Below are 19,295 nucleotides of genomic sequence, written 5' to 3'. Positions count from 1 at the left end.
TTCAGAGCCGGGCACTGTTCCTGCTCATGCTGCCCGGTGTCGCCTACTTCCTGCTGTTCCACTACGGCGCCCTCGCCGGCAACGTCATCGCGTTCAAGGAGTACGTGCCGTTCGACGGCCTCCTGGGCAGCCCCTGGGTGGGGCTGGGCAACTTCCAGCGCATGTTCGAGGACGGGGCGTTCTGGGACTCGGTCCTCAACACCCTCTGGATCGCCGTCCTCCAGCTCGTCTTCTACTTCCCGGTGCCGCTCGGTCTCGCCCTGCTGCTGCACACCCTCACCTGGAGCTCGGTGCGCCGGTTCGTGCAGTCGGTGGCGTATCTGCCCCACTTCATCTCGTGGGTGATCGTCGTCGCACTGTTCCAGCAGGTGCTCGGCGACACCGGCCTGCTCAACAGCGGCCTGAGCGGCGCCGGTCTGCACACCGTCGACATCATCGGCAACCCGGACGCCTTCCAGCCGCTCGTCGTCGCCCAGGTCATCTGGAAGGACGCAGGCTGGGGCACGATCATCTTCCTCGCCGCGCTCGCCCAGGTCGACGAGCAGCAGTACGAGGCGGCCGCCATCGACGGCGCCGGACCCTGGCGGCGCTTCTGGCACGTCACCCTGCCCGCCATCCGCCCGGTCGTCGTGCTGCTGCTCATCATGCGGCTCGGCGACATCCTCTCCGTCGGCTTCGAGCAGATGCTGCTGCAACGCGACGCGGTCGGTCCGGAGACCGCTGAGGTCATCGACACCTTCGTCTACTACCAGGGCATCGTCGGCGGCGACTACGGCTTCGCTGCGGCCGCCGGCCTGTTCAAGGGGCTCGTCGGCGCCCTGCTCGTCTACGCGGCCAACAAGGCAGCCCACCGCCTCGGCGAACAGGGGGTCTACCGATGAGCGCGTCCGCACGGCCCGGCTGGATGGAGAAGCCCCGGCCACTCACCCAGACCGCGAAGGCGCTCGCCCTGGCCACGGTCGTGCTGCTGGTGTGCGTGCCGTTCCTGGTGATCGTGTCGACGTCCCTGGCCTCCACCCGGGAGGTCGTCGACAACGGCGGCTGGGTGCTGTGGCCCAGCGAACCCACGCTCGACGCCTACCGCGACATCTTCGACGGCGGCATCGTCACCCACGCCCTCGGCGTCAGCGCGGGCGTCACGATCGCCGGCACCCTGCTCAGCCTCGCCTGCACGGTGACCCTGGCCTACGCGCTGTCCCGCCCGGGCGTCTTCGGCGGCAAGCCGGTGCTGCTGCTGGTGCTGTTCACGTTCCTCTTCCCGCCCGGCATGATCCCGAGCTTCCTGCTCGTCAAGGAACTCGGCCTGCTCGACTCGTACGCCTCGCTCGTGCTGCCCGTCCTGGTCAACGTGTTCAACCTGGTCGTGCTGCGCGGCTTCTTCCAGTCGATCCCGGAGGAGCTGTACGAGGCGGCCCGGCTGGACGGGGCGGGGGACTGGCGGGTGCTGGTGTCGGTGGTGCTGCCGCTGTCCAAGGCCGCGCTCGCCGTCGTCGGCCTGTTCTACGCCGTCGCCTACTGGAACTCCTGGTTCTACGCCTCGCTGTACCTGGAGAGCGACCACTGGCCGCTTCAGCAGGTGCTGCGCACCTATGTGGTGGCCGGTGCCGGACTCACCGACGCGACCACCGGTGAGGCGACCGTCACCGCTCCGCAGACCGTGCAGATGGCGGTGCTCGTGATCGCCACCGTGCCGATCCTGCTGGTCTACCCGTTCCTGCAGAAGTACTTCACCAAGGGCGTGCTCACCGGCGCCATCAAGAGCTGACTCGAGCAAGAGCTGACTCGAGCAAAAGCCGACTCAAGCCGACACGAGGTGATTCACCCATGCCCAGCATGTCCCGACGCACCCTGCTGCGTTCCGTGGCCGCCGGTGGTGCCGCCGTCTCCGTCCCCGGTCTGCTGACCGCCTGTTCCTCGGGTTCCGGCGACGGCGACGTCTCCAACGCCGGGAAGAAGCTCGCACCCTGGCCGGCCTACCGCCCCGCCACCGGACCGAAGCCGGACCTCGCCCCGACCGAGGAGGGCGTCCAGGCCGGATACACGTCCTACCCCTCCGACCTGGTCAAGTCGGTCTCCCGCACGCCGGGCGACGGTTCCACCGTCCGCGTCATGACCGTCTCGTTCGGCACGCCGCCCAAGCCCGCCTCGGCGAACCGGTTCTGGGCGGCCGTCGAGAAAGCCCTCGGCGTGAAGATCGAGTACACGATCATCTCCCAGGCCGACTACCAGAAGAAGATGGCGACGGTCATGGCGGGCGACGCCGAGGCCCTGCCCGACATCATCAACATGTTCTCCGGCTTCACCCTGCCCCGCGAGGCGCAGTTCGTGCAGCGGCGCGCCCAGGACCTCACTCCGTACCTGTCCGGCGACGCGATCACCGACTACCCGAACCTCGGCAACATCCCCACCCACGCCTGGCGAGACATGGGCCGCATCGGCGGACGCGTCTACGGCATCCCACTGGAACGCCCGCTGCCCGGGTCGACCCTCTGGACCAACCAGGACATGTTCGCGGACGCGGGCATGAAGGAGGGCTGGACGGCCGAGGACTTCACCGCCGTGGCGCGGCGGGGCACCCGCGGGAAGACGTACATGCTGGGCGCCGCCGCCCAGTCGGGGTTCGGCAACGGCTACCACTCCGCCGCCCACAACGCGCCCCAGGGCTGGGCCGTCACCGAGAACGGCACCTTCCTCCCGGCAGCGGCCGACGAACGGTTCAAGGCGTCGATCGCCTTCCGGGCGCAGCTGCGCAAGAACGGCTCGTACCACCCCGACGCCACGTCCATCTCCCAGATCGACCTGACCACCCTCTACTACAACGGCAGCGTCGGCTCCATGCAGGACGGGTTCGGTGCCTATCTGCCCAAGTACCGTGAGTCCAAGGGCAAGATGAGCCCGGCAGCCGCCCTCCCGTACAGCGTCGGGGGCGAGCCCGGCGGGATCGTCGCCGCCCGCCGCTCCTTCGGCTACACCGTCCTGAAACAGGCGAAGAAGGAGCGCATCGAACTGCTGCTGCGCATCCTCGACTACCTCGCTGCGCCCTTCGGCAGCAAGGAATGGGAACTCGTCCACTACGGTGTCGAGGGCGTCCACTTCACCCGCGGCAAGGACGGCTCACCCGAGTACACCGAGCTCGGCGAGGTGGAGAACAACACCAACCTGCCACTGAAGTACCTCGCCGAAGCCCCCCAGGTGCTGTTCGTGCCCGGCATGCCCGACGCCGTACGCGCCCTGCACGCCTGGCAGCAGAAGGTCGTACCGCACGCCGTCCGCAACGCCGCGTTCGGGCTTCAGTCCGCGACGCACAACGCCCAGGGCGCCACCCTCCAGACCCTCCTCGACGACACCGTCACCGGAATCATCGCCGGACGTCTGCCGATGTCGGAGTGGGACGCGGCGGTGAAGCGGTGGCGCAGCCGGGGCGGCGACAGAATGGCCGAGGAGTACGCGAAGGACCACAAGGCCAACACCTGAACAGCGGTGGGCGGAAGAGGAGACGCGGGGGATGGGGAACGACATGGTGTCCAAGGGGCGGGTCACGATCCGCGAGGTCGCCGAGCGGGCGGGCGTGTCCACGGCCACAGCCTCCCGCGCGCTCAGCGGCAACCACCCGGTGCCCGCCGGGACCCGCGCCCGGGTCCTGCGCGCGGCCCGTGACCTCGACTACGTGGCCAACGCGCACGCCCGCGCCCTGGTCGGCGGCGGCCGCAAGATGGCCGCTGTCGTGGTCCGCCAGGTCACCAGCCCCTTCTACGCCCAGGTCGCCGAGGGAGTGGAGGCGGAGGCCGCCGACCGGGGCTGGCTCTGCGTGGTCGGCGCCACCGGCGGGGACGCGCAGCGTGAGATGGAGTTCGTGCAGCTCATGCGGGAGGAGGGCGCCCGGCTGGTGATCCTGGTCGGCGGGGTCGTCGAGGACGACGCCTACCGCGAGCGCGTCGCCCACTACGCCCACGCCCTGGACTCCTCCGGAGCCCGGCTCGTGCTCTGCGGCCGGCCCGCGCCCGGCCCGGAGATCCCCGCGCTCGTCGTCGAGTTCGACAACGAGGCGGGGGCCCGCGCCGTCACCGCCCATCTGCTCTCGGCCGGGCACCGCCGGATCGTCTTCCTCGGCGGACTGCCCGGCAACACCGCCCTCGACGCCCGTGTCGCCGGCTACCGGGCCGCCCTCGCCGAGCACGGGCTGCCGCCCGAGGCCGCCCACGTCGTCGACTGCGGGCTGGGCCGTGCCGCCGGCCACCGCGCCATGGCCGAACTCCTCAAGCGGACACGGGAGTTCACCGCAGTCTTCGCCGGGGACGACATGGTCGCCGCCGGTGCCCTGCGGGCGATCGCCGACAGTGGGCTGAGCGTCCCCGGTGACATCTCCGTCGTCGGCTACAACGACATCCCGCTCGCCGAGGACTTCAACCCGCCGCTGACCACCGTCCGCACCCCCGCCGAGGAACTCGGCCGCGCCGCCGTGCGTATCGCGCTGCGCGACCCCGAGCACGCCGCCGGGGCCCACCATCTGCTCGGCACTCACATCGTCGTCCGCGACAGCGTCGGCGCGCCCCCGCCCGGGCGTGCCCTGTGACCAACGGAGGAACCGCACCCGCATGAGCGCGCCGCACGTGTCGCTCCCCGACCCGACGCACTTCCCCCACCTTCCCGAGCTGCCGCCCCCCGACCCGCTGACCTCGCCTGTCACCGGCTGGACCCGCGCCCACTGGGAGGCGATCGCCGACCGCCTCCTGGACGCCCTGCTGCCGTACGCCTCCCCGGGCCTGGCCCAGTACCGGCTCCCCGGCCCGCCCAGCCACTCCGGGCCCTGGTCGGACGGTCTCGAGGGATTCGCCCGCTCCTTCCTGCTGGCGGCCTTCCGTATCGCCGGCTCGGGCGGACAGCAGCCGGCACTCATCGACCGCTACGCGGCCGGGCTCGCCGCCGGCACCGACCCGCGCGGCCCCGACCGCTGGCCGCCCATCACCGACCGGGGCCAGCCCATGGTCGAGGCCGCGTCCCTCGCGATCGCCCTGCACGAGACCCGACCGTGGATCTGGGACCGGCTCGACGACCGCGTACGGCAGCGGATCGCCGACTGGCTGGGCGGCTTCGTCGGAGCGGTCGTCAACGACTCCAACTGGCGGCTGTTCCAGGTCATCACCGAGGAGTTCCTCGCCTCCGTCGGCGCCCCGCACCGCCGCCGCGAGATCGACGACGGGCTGGCACGCCTGGAGGACTGGTACCGGGGCGACGGCTGGTACACCGACGGCGACGGCCGCAAGTTCGACTACTACAACGCCTGGGCCCTGCACCTGTATCCGGTGCTCTGGGCCCGAATCGCCGGACCGCGAGCCGACCCGGGGCAGGTGGCGGCCCACCGGGCACGGCTGCGGTCGTTCCTCCACCACCACCAGCACTTCTTCGGCGCCGACGGTGCCCCCGTCCACCAGGGCCGCTCGCTCACCTACCGGTTCGCCACGACCGCGCCCCTGTGGGCTGGTGTCCTCGCCGACGCCACTCCACTGCCGCCGGGCCGCACCCGCCGCCTCGCCTCCGGCGCGCTGAAGCACTTCGCCGAGCGGGGCGTGCCCGACGAGCAGGGACTGCTCACGCTCGGCTGGTACGGGCCTTTCCTCCCTGTCACCCAGCGCTACTCGGGCCCGGCCTCCCCGTACTGGGCGAGCAAGGCCTTCCTCGGCCTGCTCCTGCCCGCCGACCACCCGGTGTGGACCGCGACCGAGGAACCCGGCCCGGTCGAATCGGCCGACCTACGCCTCGCGTTACCCGCCCCGGGCTGGCTGCTGCACTCCACCGCGACCGACGGGATCGTACGGCTCGTCAACCATGGCAGCGACCGCCTGCCGCCCTCACCGGCAACGGCCGAGGACAGTCCGCACTACGCCCGGTTCGCCTACTCCAGCGCCACGGCCCCGGAGACCCCTCCGGCACCGCACCCGGGCCCCGACAACCACATCGCCCTGCTCGCCCCCGACGGCACACCGACCCCGCGCGGCCGTATCCACCCCCTCGGCGTCGAGGGCGCTCATGCCGCCTCCTGGCACCGGGCCCTGCTCCCGGGCAGTGGCGCAGGGCACCGCATCGAGACGGTCAGCGTGGTGCACGGTCCCTGGGAGGTCCGGGTGCACCGCGTCGACGCGCCCCCGGCACGCCCGTGCGCGAGGGCGGCTGGGCCGTGGCCGACGACACCGCGCCCCCGACGCCCCGCACCGGCCCGCGCCTGGCCCTGGCCCGGCGCACGGACGGCCTGACCAGCACGCTCGTCGGCCTGCACGGCTGGAGCGACGACGAGGGAACGGTCGTAACGGCGGTGGGCGGCAACGCATACGGCCACCACTCGGCAACGCCACTCCTCACCCTGCCGTCCCACCCCGGCGGCACCCACCTCCTGGTGACGCTGGTCGTACTCAGCGCCGACCCCGCGGTGCACGCCCAAGTGGAGGGGACCCGGGTACGGGCCGGGGCCGACGGGGGAGTGGAGATCCGGTTCCCGGACGGCACGCGGGAGTCGGTCACGCCGTGAGAGCTGCTGTGAGAGACGCCTGAGAGATGCCGAGAGGGCGTGGCTCGGGTGAGCCACGCCCTCAGTCCTGATGCGCGTCAGGCCTCCACGCGCCCCCGCGTCACCGCCTTCTTCAGCAGCGGCCAGGCCAGCAGGACCAGGATCACCGCGTACACGGTCACCGCGAACGGTGTGTTGACCAGGCCCGTGACACTGCCGTCGCTGATCTGCAGGGCCCGCCGCAGCTGCTGCTCGGCGTTCGGGCCGAGGATGACGCCGATGACGGCGGGCAGCACCGGCAGGCCGTAGCGGCGCATGCCGAAGCCGATCAGGCCGATGATCAGCAGGATCACCAGGTCGATCACCTCGCCGCCGACCGCGTACGCGCCGACCGCCGCGAAGAACATGATCCCGGCGTAGAGGTACGGCCGCGGGATGCGCAGCAGCTTCGCCCACACCGGCGCCAGCGGCAGGTTGAGGGCCAGGAGCAGCACCATGCCGACGAAGAGGGAGGCGATCAGGCCCCAGACCAGGTCGGGTTCGCGTTCGAAGAGCAGCGGGCCGGGCTGGATGCCGTACTGCTGGAAGGCGGCCAGCATGACGGCCGCGACCGCCGTGGTGGGCAGGCCCAGGGTCAGCATCGACACCAGGGTGCCCGCCGCTGAGGCGGACGCCGCCGACTCCGGCCCCGCGACGCCCTCGATGGCGCCCTTGCCCCACTCGTCCTTGTGCTTGGACAGCCGCTTCTCCGTCACGTACGACAGGAAGGTGGGGATCTCGGCGCCGCCCGCCGGGATCGCGCCGAACGGGAAACCGATGAACGGGCCGCGCAGCCACGACTTCCAGGTCCGGTTCACATCCTCGCGACCCAGCCACGGCCGGCCCACCGGGATCGGCTCCGGCGCGCTGCGCCGCAGGTGGGCGGCGACCCACAGGGCCTCGCCGATCGCGAAGAGACCGACCGCGACGATCACCACGTCGATGCCGTCGGCCAGTTGGAGCGAGCCGAAGGTCAGGCGCTGCTGGCCGGTCATCTGGTCCAGGCCCACCAGGCCCAGGGTGAGGCCGATGAGCAGGGAGGCGAGGCCACGGATGCGGGACGCGCCCAGCACCGACGTCACCGCGATGAACGCCAGCACCATGATGGCGAAGTAGTCCGGCGCGCCGATGTCCACGGCCAGCTTCGCGACCGTCGGGGCGAGCACCACCAGCAGGAGCGTGCCGATCAGGCCGCCCGCGAAGTGCCCGACGGCGGCCGCCGCGAGGGCCTGGGCGCCGCGCCCGGACTTGGCCATGGGGTTGCCCTCCATGGCCGCCACGACCGCCGCGCTCTCACCGGGCGTGTTGAGCAGGATGGAGGTGGTCGAACCGCCGAACATCGCGCCGTAGTAGATGCCGGCGAACATGATGAACGCGCCGATCGGGTCGAGCCCGTACGTCACCGGCAGCAGCAGCGCGACCGCCATCGCCGGGCCGATGCCGGGCAGTACGCCGATCGCGGTGCCGAGCAGTACACCGATCACGGCCCACAGGATGTTGATCGGCGTGAGGGCCGTGCCGAAGCCGTCCAGGAGGGAGTTGAAGGCATCCATGTCACAGCACTCCCATCAGCGGACCGCCGGGCAGGGGCACTCCGAGCAGATTGTTGAACACGGTGTAGGTGACGAGGGACAGCCCGGCCGCGATGAGCGGATCGCGGTCGATCCGGCGGCTGCCGAGCGCGAACGCCGCGCCCCAGAACAGCAGCGCGCCCGCCACGGGGAAGCCGAGCGGCTCGATGAGGACGGCCGCGCCGAGGAACACCCCGGCGAGCAGCAGCACCGTGCGCCAGTCGGCGGGCTCGGACAGGTCGACGTCCTCGCCGGTCTCGGCCTGCCCGCGGCCGCCGCGCAGCACGTCCACGGCGAGCAGCGCGGCGATCACCAGCAGCCCCGCGCCGACCACGATCGGCACGGTCTTGGGGCCGACGGGGCCGCGCTGGGCGATGTCGACGTCCATGGTGAGCGCGTCGGTCAGGACGAGCACGCCCAGGGCCAGCAGCAGCACACACACGCCGAGTTCGGAGTGCTCGCGCAGCCACGAGCGGCGTTCGCCGCCGGTCTCGGCGGGGGGAATGTCGGTCTGTGTCGTCACAGTCCCAGCTCCTTCAGCACCGAAACCACGCGCTTGTCCTCGGCGTCGAGGAACGCGCCGAACTTGTCACCGGTGAGGAAGGCGTCGTCCCAGCCGTTCTGCTTCATGGACTTGCGCCACTCGTCGGAGGCGTGGAGCTCCTCGACCAGCTTCACGAGCTTGGCGCGCTCCCCGTCGTTGAGGCCGGGCGGGGCGACGATGCCGCGCCAGTTGGTGAAGTTCACGTCGTAGCCGGCCTCTTTCAGCGTCGGCCCGTCGAGCCCGTCGACCCGCTTGGGGCCGGTGACCGCGAGGAGGCGCAGCTCGCCCGCCTTGATCTGGTCCAGGTACTCGCCGACACCGGAGACACCGAAGGCGACCTTGTTGCCGAGGATGGAGGCGAGCAGCTCGCCGCCGCCGTCGAAGGGGATGTAGTTCACCTGCTTCGGCGGGATCCCGGCGGCCCGCGCCATCAGCATCGGCGCGAGATGGTCCGGCCCGCCGGGGAGGACCCGCCGCCCACCGGCAGCTTGCCGGGGTTCTTCTTCCAGGCGCCGATCAGGTCGTCGATCGTCTTGTACGGGGAGTCCTTGGCGACCACGACGACGTCCTGCTCCTCGGTGAGCCGGGCGATCGGCGTGGTGTCGCCGAGCGTCTTCGGCGCGTCGTTGGAACGGACGGCACCCACGACCCCGAGCCCCATGGACATGGCGAGCTTGCCGTTGCCCTGCTCGCTCACCAGCCGGCTGAGGCCCACGGTGCCGCCGGCTCCGGGCAGGTTGAACACCTCGATGTTGTGGGTCAGTCCGGCGTCCTCGGCGTTCTTCGCGGCCGTACGGGCCGTGATGTCGTAGCCGCCGCCGGGCGTGTTGGGGACCATGAAACGCAGGCCAGGGATCTGTGTGCCGGTCTCGGTGCCGCTGCCGGTGGTCAGCAGCGGCGGTCCGACGAGCACGAGCACGGCGGCCCCGAGCAGGGCCAGGGGAGTGCGCAGGCGCACGAGTGCCACCACCTGTCGGTACGTCGATGCGGGTAGGTAAAGGCCCTGTGGGGGAGGGTGATGTGGGCCACATGCTGCCCGGGCGTCGACGGGCTGTCTCTCTTGCGGAACCAACGGAGGTTTTGGTCTTTGCGGTCGCCGGGCCGGCCGTGCCTCCACCGGTCTCGTGGACCGCACCCTGCGCATCTCTTTCCCTCACCGCAGGTGGACGCCATGATGGGCGGCCCCGGCACGGAAGGAGCGACCCGATGACCAGCGAGCCCCCCACGTCCGCCACCACCGGCACGATCGACGTCCTCGTGGTCGACGACGACTTCATGGTGGCCAAGGTTCACCGAGCCTTCGTCGAGCGCGTCGACTCCTTCCACGTCGTCGGCGTCGCCGGTACCGGCGCCCAGGCCGTCGCCGCCGCCGACGCGCTGCGCCCCGACCTCGTGCTGCTCGACCTGCACCTGCCGGACATCTTCGGCCTCGACGTCATCCCCCGGCTGCGTTCCGCGGGCCACGACTGCGACGTCATGGTCGTCAGCGCCGCCCGGGAGGCCGAGACGGTCCGCGGCGCCGTCCGGCACGGGGTCGTCGACTACCTCCTCAAACCCTTCGAGTCCGAGGAGCTGCGCGCCCGGCTGGAGCGCTACGCCGACCGGCGCGGCCGGCTCCTCGGCACGGTCGTGCGCAGCCAGGCCGACGTCGACCGGGTGCTGGCCGGATCCGCCGGCGGGGCCTCGCCCGTCGCCGCCCTGCCCAAGGGCATGAGCGTGGAGACCGCCGAGCTGGTCGAGCGGGCCCTGCGCGAGGCGGACGGCACCCTGTCCGCCAGCGAGTGCGCCGCCCTGACCGGCGTCTCCCGCGTGAGCGCCCGCCGCTACCTGGAGCACTTCCACACCGTCGGCCGCGTGGAGGTCTCCCTGCGCTACGGCGTGGCGGGCCGCCCCGAACGGCGCTACCGCTTCCGCGGCCCCTCCGCGTTCCGGCCGGGGGGCGAAGCGCGCGCCTAGCGCCACCACGAGCGGGCGGCGCAGGGGCCGACGGCGCCGGAGGCCCCCGTGAGCCGAAGGCCGGCCCCCGCCGGCCCGGGAACTGCTCGAGCAGCGGGGTTCCCGGGCTCGGTGAGCGCCCGCAGCACGTCCTCGGGTGATTCCTCGGAGGGACTCGCGGTGCTGGCCGCCTCCGGAACAGCGGCGACCGCCCCGCTATCGCGCGGCGCAGTCGACGTCCCTCGCCGGCAGGCGGCCCGTCGCGAGGTACGCGTTGACCGTGTCGTCGACGCACGGCACACCGTGGACGCCGTACACCGCGTGCTGGTCGGCACCGCTCAGCGTGACCAGACGCGAGGAGGGCCACCTGTCGCGCACCGCCTCGGCTCCGTCGTAGTCGGTGCGCGGGTCTCCGGTGGCGTTGACGAGGAGGGCGGGCAGGTCGTCGCGGATCCTGGTCGGACGTTCGCGCGGCCGGTCCCAGAACGCACACGGGTTGATGTTGTGCGTGACAGGCGCGAACAGCGGGTCCTGCGCACGCGTGCGCTGCACATCGCGCCAGTAGACCTCCGGGTCTCGAGGTGCGGGGGCGTCCCCGCAAAGGATCGCCGTCTGTGCGCTGCCGTAGTGCGAGTCGGCGCCCGTGAGCGTGAACTCGAGCACCCCGGCGAGCCAGGGCGACGGCGTGACCCGCTGTCCCTCGGACGCCCGCAGCATGTCGCGCACGCCCTGGGCGAAGTCTCCGTAGGCGGCGTCGTTGTGCTGGGAGAGGCCGTTGAAGACGACCATGGGCATCAGGTGCTCGTCCAGCCGGTGGCCGCCGAGCCGCAGCGGCGTGCGGGCCGCAGCCTTCCGGATGCGCTCCACGTTCGCCAGCACCTCGCCCCGTGTACGGCCCAGCCCGTAGGCCCCCTCACGCGCGGCGGCCCAGGACGCCCACCCCTTCAGCGCGTGACGGTTGGCCCGCTCGGCACCCAGCAGCAGTCTCGGCCCGTACCGGTCCGGGTCGATCACGCCGTCCAGGACGACCCGGTCGGTGCGGCCGGGGAACATCGTGGTGTACACCTCGCCGAGGTAACTGCCGTACGAGTAGCCCAGGTAGGAGATCCGCCGCTCGCCCAGCACGGCCCTGATGACGTCCATGTCGCGCGCGGTGTTGCGGGTCGTGGCGTGGGGCAGGGCGTCGCCCGCGTTGCCGCGGCAGAGCCCGGCGAGGTTCTTCGAGAACGCGGTCACGCGGTCGAAGCCGGACCGGTCGGCACCCGCCCCGCGCCATGCCGAGCCGGTCGGCCAGCGGCAGTCCAGCGGGGTGCTGCGGCCGATGAAACGGGGGTCGACGCCCACCACGTCGTACCGTGCGGCGACGTCTTTCATCGCCTTGCGCACCCACGGGGGGTCGCCGAGCGACGGCCCGCCGGGTCCGCCACCGTTGAGCAGCAGCGGGCCGACCCGTCGGCCGGTGTCGGTGGCGCGGATCCGGGATATCGCGACGGTGATCGTACGGCCGCCGGGGTCCGAGTAGTCCAGCGGCACGGTGACGTCGGCGCATCGGGCGCCCGCCTGCCGCAGCTCCTTGCCGGTCGTGTCCTCCGGGTCGAGCACACAGCTCTTCCAGTCGAGGTGCTGCTGGTGGTAGCGGGCGAGAGGATCGGGGGCCGCCCGGGCCGTCGCGGGCAGTGCCGTGCAGGCGAGGGCGGCTGCCGTCAGGGCGAGGGCGGCTCTTCTCGCGGTTCCCGAGGAACGGGATAACACGTGGATGTCCCTTCTGTCGTAGATGTCCCCTCCGCTGTCTGGCAGGTGCATGTCCAAGGGGATCTCCTGCGACAGAACGCTAGGGACGGGCCGCTGCCCGATCACTCCGGCTGGCAGCCGGTTCGTGGTGGGGGCAACCCCAGTGGCCAGCCGGGGGAATGCCGTTTCTGTGAGGCCGACGAGAACCGGAATCCGGGCCCCAAGCTGGGAGAACGCTCGCGCAGACCTTGTGCAGGTCGCCGTTGGGGGGTTGTCCAGACATGGTCCCGCGCCTAGGGTCGCCTTCCGAGTGCAAGCGCTTTCCAAGCGTGAGTCCACCGGCCGTCCGAGGAGCGCCGCATGTCCGTGTCCCCAGGGTCTCCCACCCGCCGCCGCGTGGCCGTCGTCGGCACCGGAGCCATCGTCAGCGGCAGCCACCTGCCCGCGCTGCGGGCCCATTCCGACCGGGTGGAGCTGGTCGCCGCAGTCGACGTGGACCAGGAGCGACTGGACACCTTCCGCGAGCTGGCCGGCGACCGGGTCGCCGGGTACACCTCGATGGACGCGATGCTGGACGCCGTACGCCCCGACCTCGTCCTGATCGGGACACCGCCCTCCCTGCACCGGGAGCAGACGGTGGCCGCGCTCAAGGCGGGCGCCTGGGTGCTGTGCGAGAAGCCGCTCACCCTGTCACTCGCCGAGTACGACGAGATCGCCGCCGCCGAGGAGGCCTCCGGCACCTACGCCTCGGTCGTCTTCCAGCACCGCTACGGCTCGGGCGCCGTGCACGCCCGCGAGCTGATCACCAGCGGCGAGCTGGGCGCCCCGCTGGTCGCGCACTGCCAGACCACCTGGCACCGGGACGCCGCGTACTACGCGGTGCCGTGGCGCGGCAAGTGGGCCAGCGAGGGCGGCGGCCCGACCATGGGCCACGGCATCCACCAGTACGACCTGCTGCTGCACCTGCTCGGTGAGTGGGAGGAGATCCAGGCGATGGCTGCCCGCCTGGTCCACGACACCGAGAGCGAGGACGTCTCCACCGCGCTGGTCCGCTTCCGCGGCGGCACCCTCGCGACCGTCGTGAACAGCGTGCTGTCCCCGGACGAGGTGAGCCGCGTCCGCGTCGACTGCGCGGACGCCACGGTCGAGCTCACCCACCTGTACGGCCACAGCAACGACAGCTGGGCCTACACCCCGGCCCCGCACGTCGCCTCCGAGCGCGCCACCGCCTGGCGCACTCCCGCGAACGACGTGCCGAGTTCGCACACGGCCCAGCTCGGCACGCTCCTCGACGCCTACGACACCGGCACCCGGCCACCGGGCAGCGGCCAGGACGCCCGCGCCACCCTGGAATTCGCCGCCGCCCTGTACAAGGCGGCGTTCACCGGCCGCTCGGTGCGCGCGGGAGAGATCGGCCCCGGCGACCCCTTCTACGAGGCCATGCACGGCGAGTACCCCGACTGGGCCCCCAAGGAGCGCGCATGAGCATCCGAGTCACCCACACCCACGGCGAGGACATCGCCGTCACGGCGGCAGGCGGCACGGAGATCCTCCGCTACGTCTACCGCCCCGACCCGGATCCCTTCGAGTCCCGCAAGCCGTACGCCCACCCCGTGCGCACCCTCTCCGGCCGCACGGTCACCGGCTACCGCCCGAACGACCACCGCTGGCACAAGGGCCTGCAGATGACCTCCAGCCATCTGTCCGGCCAGAACTTCTGGGGCGGCAACTGCTACGTCCACGGCCAGGGCTATCTCCCCCTGCCCGAGCGCGTCGGCTCGATGCGGCACGACGGCTTCACTGACTTCACGGTCGAGGACGACCGGCTCGCCTTCACCGAGAACCTCACCTGGGTCGAGAACGGCGGCGAGGAGTGGGCCCGCGAGGTGCGGGGCTGACCGTCCACTCCGTGGACGAGGAGGCCGGATCCTGGGCCCTCGACTGGTCGATCCGCCTCACCAACCTCCGCTCCGAGCCCCTGGCCTTCGGCTCACCGACCACCGCGGGCCGTGAGATGGCCGGCTACACCGGACTGCAGTGGCGCGGCCCGCGCGACTTCACCGGTGGCACGGTCTTCGCCCCCGACACCGACGCCGACGCGGGCAAGCTCATGGGCACCCAAGGCCCCTGGCTTGCCTTCACCACCGAGCACGACGACGTCGACGGCCACTCCACGCTCGTCTTCGCGCACGCGCCCGAGAACCTCGACGAGACGTCCGCGATCCACGAGTCGCACTGGTTCGTCCGCGCCGAGCCCTTCCCGACGGTCGCCTTCTCCTGGGCCTTCTTCGAGGAGTTCGAACTCCCGCCGGGCGAGTCCTTCGGCTACTGCTACCGGCTGGTCGTCGCCGACGGCGCCTGGGACCGCGACCGGGTCGGCACCCACATGGAGAGCCTGCCGTGGTGAGCGACCCGAAGCCCGCCCTGCCGCACCCCCTGCCCGGCGCGATCGGCCTGTCCCATCTGAGCGCCTACGACTGGGAGGCCGCCGACGGCGTCTGCGGCGGCAGCCCGCATCTGCACCTGGTGTGCACCGAGGCGTACGTCGTCACCGGCGGCCGGGGCGCGGTCCAGACGCTGAGCCCCGACGGCTACCGGGACATCCCCCTCGCGGCCGGCTCCATCGCCTGGTTCACACCGGGCACCGTGCACCGCATGGTGCAGGGCGGCGACCTGCGCATCACCGTGCTGATGCAGAACAGCGGCCTGCCCGAGGCCGGAGACGCGGTCTTCACCTTCCCGCCCGAGGTGCTCGCCGACCCGGAGAAGTACGCCGCCGCCGCGAAGCTGCCGCCCGGCACCGGCCCGGAGACGGCGGCGGCCGCCCGGCGCCGCAGGGACCTCGCCGTCGAGGGCTACCTCGTCCTGCGCGAGGCCCTCGAAGCCGGCGACAACGGCCCGTACCTGGAGTTCCAGCGGGCTGCCGCGAGGATCGTGCGCGACAAGGTGCCCACCTGGCGCGAGCTGTGGCGGGCGGGTGCGCTGGCCACCGCCGAACGCACCGGCGCCCAGCTCGACGCGCTGGAGGCGGGGGAGCCCGTCCATCTCGGCGAGGCCACCGCCCACGAGGCCGCGCCCACCCGGCTCGGCGGCTTCGGCATGTGCGGCCGCCGGGACGAGTACAACCTGCCCGGGACGACGCTGCCGTACCAGGGCGAGTAACCGAGCAAGGGGGCCGGGGGCAACAGGCCGAGGGGGGCCGACAGGAAGTCCGAGGAAAGGAGAGGTGACCTCGGCATGCCCGGACACAGGACAAAGGGGTTCTGCGCGTCGGCCGCCGCACTGGCACTGTGTGCCGTGCTGGCAGGCTGCGGAGGACCCGGTCAATCCGTCTCAGGCGGCAAGGTCGTGCTGCGCTACACGTGGTGGGGCAACCCCGACCGCGCGGCACGTACCGAGCAGGCCGTCGCGCTGTTCGAGAAACAGCACCCGGACATCGACGTCACGACGTCGTTCTCCGGCTACGACGCCTACAAGCAGAAGCTCGCCACCCAGGCCGCCGGCGGCGACGCGCCGGACGCCATGCAGCTGGACTACCGCCAGATCGACCAGTACGCCTCCGGCGGTGTGCTGCTCGACCTGGCGAAACAGAAGTCCGTCCTGCGCACCTCCGAGATCGACCAGGGGCTGCTCGCCACCGGCCGCGTGGACGACGTCCAGTACGCGATCCCGCAGGGCCGCGGCACCGAGACCGTCGCCTACGACGTCGGGACCTGGAAGAAGTCGGGAGTGCCGCTCCCCGGCGAGAGCTGGACCTGGAGCCAGTGGGCCGACACCATGCGCGCCCTCGCGAAGAAGACCGGCAGGCCAGGGGCGACCGACCCCGGCCAGAACGAGGACGCCTTCGAGGTCTGGCTGCGCGGCCGGGGCAAGTCCCTCTACACCGAGGGCGGCGGGCTCGGCTTCACCGCCGGCGACCTGACCCGATGGTGGACCTTCACGGACGGGCTGCGCCGCGAGGGCGCCGTCTCGCCCGCCGAGCAGACCACCCAGCTCGACGGCTCCGTGGAGAACACCCCGCTCGGCCGTGGCAAGTCCACTGCCGACAACAACTGGGACGCCCCGTCCAGCGGTTTCCTCGCCCTCGTCAAGGGCGGAGTCGCCCTCGCCCCCATGCCGTCCGGCGAGGACGGCACCCCCGGCCAGTACTTCAAGCCGTCCATGTTCCTCGGGGTCTCGGCCAACACCGGCCACCCCAAGGAGGCGGCCCAGCTCGTCGACTTCATGATCAACGACCGGCAGGCCGCGAAGATCCTCGGCGCGAGCCGAGGCATCCCGGTCAACGAGACCATCCGTGACGCGATCGGCCCGGAGCTGAAGGACTTCGACAAGACCATCGCCGACTTCCAGACGTCCCTCGACGGCAAACTCAAGGACCCGCCCCAGGCCCCGCCCTCGGGCGACAACGCCCTGCAGACCACCTTCCAGCGCGACTACGACCAGGTGTCCTACGCGCGCATGTCGCCCCGCGAGGCGGCCGAGAACTACGTCACCGAGGCGAAGGCGGAGCTGAGGTCATGACCACCACCGCGATCCCCCCGGAGGCGAAGCGCGCCACCGCCACCACCCCGAAGCGCCGCCCCAGGCGCGAACGCGAGGGCCCCGCCTGGGTGTTCCTCTCCCCGTGGGTGCTCGGTGCGACCGTCCTGACGCTGCTGCCGATGGCCGTGTCGCTGTACCTGTCCTTCACGGACTACGACCTGTTCAACCCGCCGAAGTGGGTGGGCCTGCGCAACTACACGCAGATGTTCACCGAGGACCCGCGCTACTGGCGCTCGGTCGTGACGACCCTGACGTATGTCGTCATCGCCGTGCCCCTGCAACTGGCGCTCGCCCTCGTCGTCGCGCTCGCCCTGAAGGGCATGAAGCGCGGCAAGGCCTTCTACCGCTCCGCCTTCTACGCGCCCTCGCTGCTCGGCGCGTCGATGTCCATCGCCCTCGTCTGGCGGGCGGTCTTCAACGACGGCGGCACGGTGGACAACCTGCTCGGCACCGGCGGCTGGGTCAACAAGCCCGGCTTCGCGCTGCTGGCCGTCGCGCTGCTGACGGTGTGGCAGTTCGGCGCGCCGATGGTCATCTTCCTCGCCGGTCTGCAGCAGATCCCCGCCGAGCTCTACGAGGCGGCGGCGGTGGACGGTGCCAGCAAGTGGCGGCAGTTCCTGTCGGTCACCGTGCCGATGCTGTCCCCGGTGCTGTTCTTCAACCTGGTCCTGCAGACCATCCAGGCCTTCCAGGTGTTCACGCCCGCCTTCGCGGTCAGCGCGGGCAAGGGCGGACCGGCCGACTCCACCCTCGTCTACACCATGTACCTCTACGACCGCGGCTTCGTCGCCTCCCACATGGGCTACGCCTCCGCCATGGCCTGGGTGCTGCTCGTCGTGATCGGTGTCGTCACGGCGGTGCTGTTCCGCACCTCACGCTCCTGGGTCTTCTACGCCTCCGAGGGGGACCGGTGACCTCTACGACCGTTACGCACAGGCCCGTTCGGTGGGGCCGTGTCGCCGTGCACCTGGGCTGTCTGGCCGCGCTGCTGGTCATGCTGTACCCGCTCGCCTGGCTGCTGGCCACCTCGCTCAAGCCCGCCGACGAGGTCATCGCGAGCCTGAACCTGCTGCCCAGCCATGTGGAGTGGTCGAACTACTCCACCGCCCTGGACGGCGTCAACGACGTCTCCATCTGGCGGCTGCTCGGCAACTCCCTGCTGATCGCGGGCGGCGCGGTCCTCGGCAACGTCATCAGCTGCTCGCTCGCCGCCTATGCCTTCGCCCGGCTCAGGTTCCGCTTCCGCGGGCCGCTGTTCGCCTTCATGATCGCCACGATCATGCTCCCGCACCACGCGGTACTGATCCCGCAGTACATCATCTTCAACCAGCTCGGCCTGGTGAACACCTACTGGCCTTTGATCCTGCCGAAGTTCCTCGCGACCGAGGCGTTCTTCGTCTTCCTCATCGTGCAGTTCATGCGCGGGCTGCCGCGTGAGCTGGAGGAGGCGGCCCGGATCGACGGCTGCGGCCCCTTCCGCAGCTTCTTCCAGGTCGTCCTGCCGCTCACCCGGCCGGCCCTGATCACCACCGCCATCTTCACCTTCATCTGGACCTGGAACGACTTCTTCACCCAGCTCATCTACCTCTTCGACCCGGACAAGTTCACGCTGACCCTCGCGCTGCGCTCCTTCGTGGACGCCTCCAGCACCTCCGCGTTCGGCCCGATGTTCGCGCTGTCGGTGATCGCGCTGCTGCCGATCGTGCTGTTCTTCCTCGCCTTCCAGCGGTTCCTGGTGGAGGGCATGGCCAGCTCGGGAGTCAAGGGGTGAGCGGGATGCGGACCCGTGAGGCCGGTGAGGTGTTCGGGCCGCGCATGGCCCTGTTCGCCGATGTGCTGAGCGTCGGCCTCGCCACGGCGGCGGCCTGTCTGCCGCTGGTGACCGCACCGGCCGCGCTGTCGACGGCCTGCGCCGTACTGCGCGGCGCGGGACAGGACCGGCCCGTCACGGCGGGGCGGTACTTCGCCCTGCTGCGGGGCCGGCTCCGGGCCGGTGACCTGCTAGCCGGTGGCGTCGCGCTGGCGGGTCTGCTGCTGTTCGCGGCTGACCTGGCGCTGGCCGGGGCGGGGTTGCCCGGGGCGCCGGTGTTCGCGGTGGCCGCCGCCGTCATCGGGGCCTGCGCGGCGGTCATCGGCCTGCGGGCCTGCGGACGCCCGGAGTCGCTCACCGACTGGCGTGCGGCGGTGCGCGGAGCCGCCCGGGACGCCGTGGCGGACGTGGGCGGCAGCGGGCTGGTCCTGCTCGCCGTGGCGACGGCCGCGCTGTGCGCCTGGATGCTGCTGCCCCTGGCCTTCCTGGCCCCGGGGCCACTGGCCCTGGCGCTCACAGCCGTCGATGTGCGCCGGTCGGCTGCGGTTCTCCTGGAACACGGCTGACATCAGGAGCCGTTGAGGCGCTCCAGGCCTGTTAACCGAACTAACTCAACTGTCT

At 71.6% G+C, this 19,295-nt stretch carries 14 protein-coding genes and 3 pseudogenes; 13 read left to right on the top strand and 4 right to left on the bottom strand.

Features of this window, described 5'->3' with window-relative positions:
• Nucleotides 1-26: 26 nt before the first annotated feature.
• From ACQEV8_RS04710 to ACQEV8_RS04690, 5 genes and pseudogenes are all read left to right on the top strand, one after another.
• The gene (locus ACQEV8_RS04710) at nucleotides 27-881 is read left to right on the top strand and encodes an ABC transporter permease (RefSeq protein ID WP_432957565.1); all 855 of its coding nucleotides are present in this window, start codon (nucleotides 27-29) and stop codon (nucleotides 879-881) included.
• The gene (locus tag ACQEV8_RS04705; RefSeq protein ID WP_432957563.1) at nucleotides 878-1,765 is read left to right on the top strand and encodes a carbohydrate ABC transporter permease; all 888 of its coding nucleotides are present in this window, start codon (nucleotides 878-880) and stop codon (nucleotides 1,763-1,765) included. The genes ACQEV8_RS04710 and ACQEV8_RS04705 overlap by 4 nt, the downstream gene beginning before the upstream one ends.
• Nucleotides 1,766-1,824: 59 nt before the next feature.
• Nucleotides 1,825-3,474, top strand: a complete 1,650-nt coding sequence (locus ACQEV8_RS04700) for an extracellular solute-binding protein (RefSeq protein ID WP_432957561.1) — start codon at nucleotides 1,825-1,827, stop codon at nucleotides 3,472-3,474.
• 31 nt (nucleotides 3,475-3,505) lie between these two features.
• The gene (locus ACQEV8_RS04695) at nucleotides 3,506-4,573 is read left to right on the top strand and encodes a LacI family DNA-binding transcriptional regulator (protein WP_432957560.1); all 1,068 of its coding nucleotides are present in this window, start codon (nucleotides 3,506-3,508) and stop codon (nucleotides 4,571-4,573) included.
• A gap of 22 nt (nucleotides 4,574-4,595) precedes the next feature.
• Nucleotides 4,596-6,523: pseudogene (locus tag ACQEV8_RS04690) on the top strand (DUF2264 domain-containing protein).
• 77 nt (nucleotides 6,524-6,600) lie between these two features.
• On the opposite strand, the gene ACQEV8_RS04685 reads toward ACQEV8_RS04690, so the two are convergent.
• The 3 genes and pseudogenes from ACQEV8_RS04685 to ACQEV8_RS04675 form a co-directional block, all read right to left on the bottom strand.
• Nucleotides 6,601-8,094: a tripartite tricarboxylate transporter permease gene (locus ACQEV8_RS04685; RefSeq protein ID WP_432957559.1), complete on the bottom strand. Its 1,494-nt coding sequence runs from the start codon at nucleotides 8,092-8,094 to the stop codon at nucleotides 6,601-6,603.
• Between the two features lies 1 nt (nucleotide 8,095).
• The gene (locus ACQEV8_RS04680) at nucleotides 8,096-8,635 is read right to left on the bottom strand and encodes a tripartite tricarboxylate transporter TctB family protein (RefSeq protein ID WP_382587006.1); all 540 of its coding nucleotides are present in this window, start codon (nucleotides 8,633-8,635) and stop codon (nucleotides 8,096-8,098) included.
• A pseudogene (locus ACQEV8_RS04675) lies at nucleotides 8,632-9,614 on the bottom strand (Bug family tripartite tricarboxylate transporter substrate binding protein). The gene ACQEV8_RS04680 and the pseudogene ACQEV8_RS04675 overlap by 4 nt, the downstream one beginning before the upstream one ends.
• A 248-nt stretch (nucleotides 9,615-9,862) precedes the next feature.
• Between ACQEV8_RS04675 and ACQEV8_RS04670 the strand changes: the two are divergent.
• On the top strand, nucleotides 9,863-10,612 hold the full coding sequence (locus tag ACQEV8_RS04670; protein WP_432957557.1) for a response regulator: 750 nt from the start codon (nucleotides 9,863-9,865) through the stop codon (nucleotides 10,610-10,612).
• 195 nt (nucleotides 10,613-10,807) lie between these two features.
• Here ACQEV8_RS04670 and ACQEV8_RS04665 read toward each other — a convergent pair whose 3' ends face one another.
• Nucleotides 10,808-12,394: an alpha/beta hydrolase gene (locus ACQEV8_RS04665; RefSeq protein ID WP_432957555.1), complete on the bottom strand. Its 1,587-nt coding sequence runs from the start codon at nucleotides 12,392-12,394 to the stop codon at nucleotides 10,808-10,810.
• A gap of 288 nt (nucleotides 12,395-12,682) precedes the next feature.
• Here ACQEV8_RS04665 and ACQEV8_RS04660 point away from each other — a divergent pair, with 288 nt between their 5' ends.
• The 7 genes and pseudogenes from ACQEV8_RS04660 (at nucleotide 12,683) to ACQEV8_RS04630 (ending at nucleotide 19,240) form a co-directional block, all read left to right on the top strand.
• A complete protein-coding gene (locus ACQEV8_RS04660; protein WP_432957553.1) occupies nucleotides 12,683-13,807 on the top strand; it encodes a Gfo/Idh/MocA family protein in 1,125 nt (374 codons plus the stop codon).
• Nucleotides 13,804-14,729, top strand: a pseudogene (locus ACQEV8_RS04655) (PmoA family protein). Before ACQEV8_RS04660 ends, ACQEV8_RS04655 begins: the two are co-directional and overlap by 4 nt.
• Complete coding sequence (locus tag ACQEV8_RS04650; RefSeq protein WP_432957552.1) at nucleotides 14,723-15,484, top strand: cupin; 762 nt, start codon at nucleotides 14,723-14,725, stop codon at nucleotides 15,482-15,484. The pseudogene ACQEV8_RS04655 and the gene ACQEV8_RS04650 overlap by 7 nt, the downstream one beginning before the upstream one ends.
• A gap of 75 nt (nucleotides 15,485-15,559) precedes the next feature.
• Nucleotides 15,560-16,843: an ABC transporter substrate-binding protein gene (locus ACQEV8_RS04645; RefSeq protein ID WP_432957550.1), complete on the top strand. Its 1,284-nt coding sequence runs from the start codon at nucleotides 15,560-15,562 to the stop codon at nucleotides 16,841-16,843.
• A complete protein-coding gene (locus ACQEV8_RS04640) occupies nucleotides 16,840-17,778 on the top strand; it encodes a carbohydrate ABC transporter permease (protein WP_432957548.1) in 939 nt (312 codons plus the stop codon). Before ACQEV8_RS04645 ends, ACQEV8_RS04640 begins: the two co-directional genes overlap by 4 nt.
• A complete protein-coding gene (locus tag ACQEV8_RS04635) occupies nucleotides 17,775-18,635 on the top strand; it encodes a carbohydrate ABC transporter permease (protein WP_432957546.1) in 861 nt (286 codons plus the stop codon). The genes ACQEV8_RS04640 and ACQEV8_RS04635 overlap by 4 nt, the downstream gene beginning before the upstream one ends.
• A 5-nt stretch (nucleotides 18,636-18,640) precedes the next feature.
• Nucleotides 18,641-19,240 (top strand): hypothetical protein, encoded by a 600-nt coding sequence (locus ACQEV8_RS04630; protein ID WP_432957544.1) that lies wholly within the window; start codon nucleotides 18,641-18,643, stop codon nucleotides 19,238-19,240.
• Nucleotides 19,241-19,295 lie beyond the last annotated feature (55 nt).

Origin of the sequence: Streptomyces sp. CA-179760 (assembly GCF_050937045.1) — a bacterium.
Classification (GTDB): Bacteria; Actinomycetota; Actinomycetes; order Streptomycetales; family Streptomycetaceae; genus Streptomyces.
This window is presented reverse-complemented; position numbering and strand designations above follow the sequence as displayed.

What these genes read in the sequence shown, in the direction of transcription:
- ACQEV8_RS04710 (WP_432957565.1), top strand. Translation starts at nt 27, where the DNA reads ATGCTGCCCGGTGTCGCCTACTTCCTGCTGTTCCACTACGGCGCCCTC.
- ACQEV8_RS04705 (WP_432957563.1), top strand. Translation starts at nt 878, where the DNA reads ATGAGCGCGTCCGCACGGCCCGGCTGGATGGAGAAGCCCCGGCCACTC.
- ACQEV8_RS04700 (WP_432957561.1), top strand. Translation starts at nt 1,825, where the DNA reads ATGCCCAGCATGTCCCGACGCACCCTGCTGCGTTCCGTGGCCGCCGGT.
- ACQEV8_RS04695 (WP_432957560.1), top strand. Translation starts at nt 3,506, where the DNA reads ATGGGGAACGACATGGTGTCCAAGGGGCGGGTCACGATCCGCGAGGTC.
- ACQEV8_RS04685 (WP_432957559.1), bottom strand. Translation starts at nt 8,094, where the DNA reads ATGGATGCCTTCAACTCCCTCCTGGACGGCTTCGGCACGGCCCTCACG.
- ACQEV8_RS04670 (WP_432957557.1), top strand. Translation starts at nt 9,863, where the DNA reads ATGACCAGCGAGCCCCCCACGTCCGCCACCACCGGCACGATCGACGTC.
- ACQEV8_RS04665 (WP_432957555.1), bottom strand. Translation starts at nt 12,394, where the DNA reads ATGCACCTGCCAGACAGCGGAGGGGACATCTACGACAGAAGGGACATC.
- ACQEV8_RS04660 (WP_432957553.1), top strand. Translation starts at nt 12,683, where the DNA reads ATGTCCGTGTCCCCAGGGTCTCCCACCCGCCGCCGCGTGGCCGTCGTC.
- ACQEV8_RS04645 (WP_432957550.1), top strand. Translation starts at nt 15,560, where the DNA reads ATGCCCGGACACAGGACAAAGGGGTTCTGCGCGTCGGCCGCCGCACTG.
- ACQEV8_RS04640 (WP_432957548.1), top strand. Translation starts at nt 16,840, where the DNA reads ATGACCACCACCGCGATCCCCCCGGAGGCGAAGCGCGCCACCGCCACC.
- ACQEV8_RS04630 (WP_432957544.1), top strand. Translation starts at nt 18,641, where the DNA reads ATGCGGACCCGTGAGGCCGGTGAGGTGTTCGGGCCGCGCATGGCCCTG.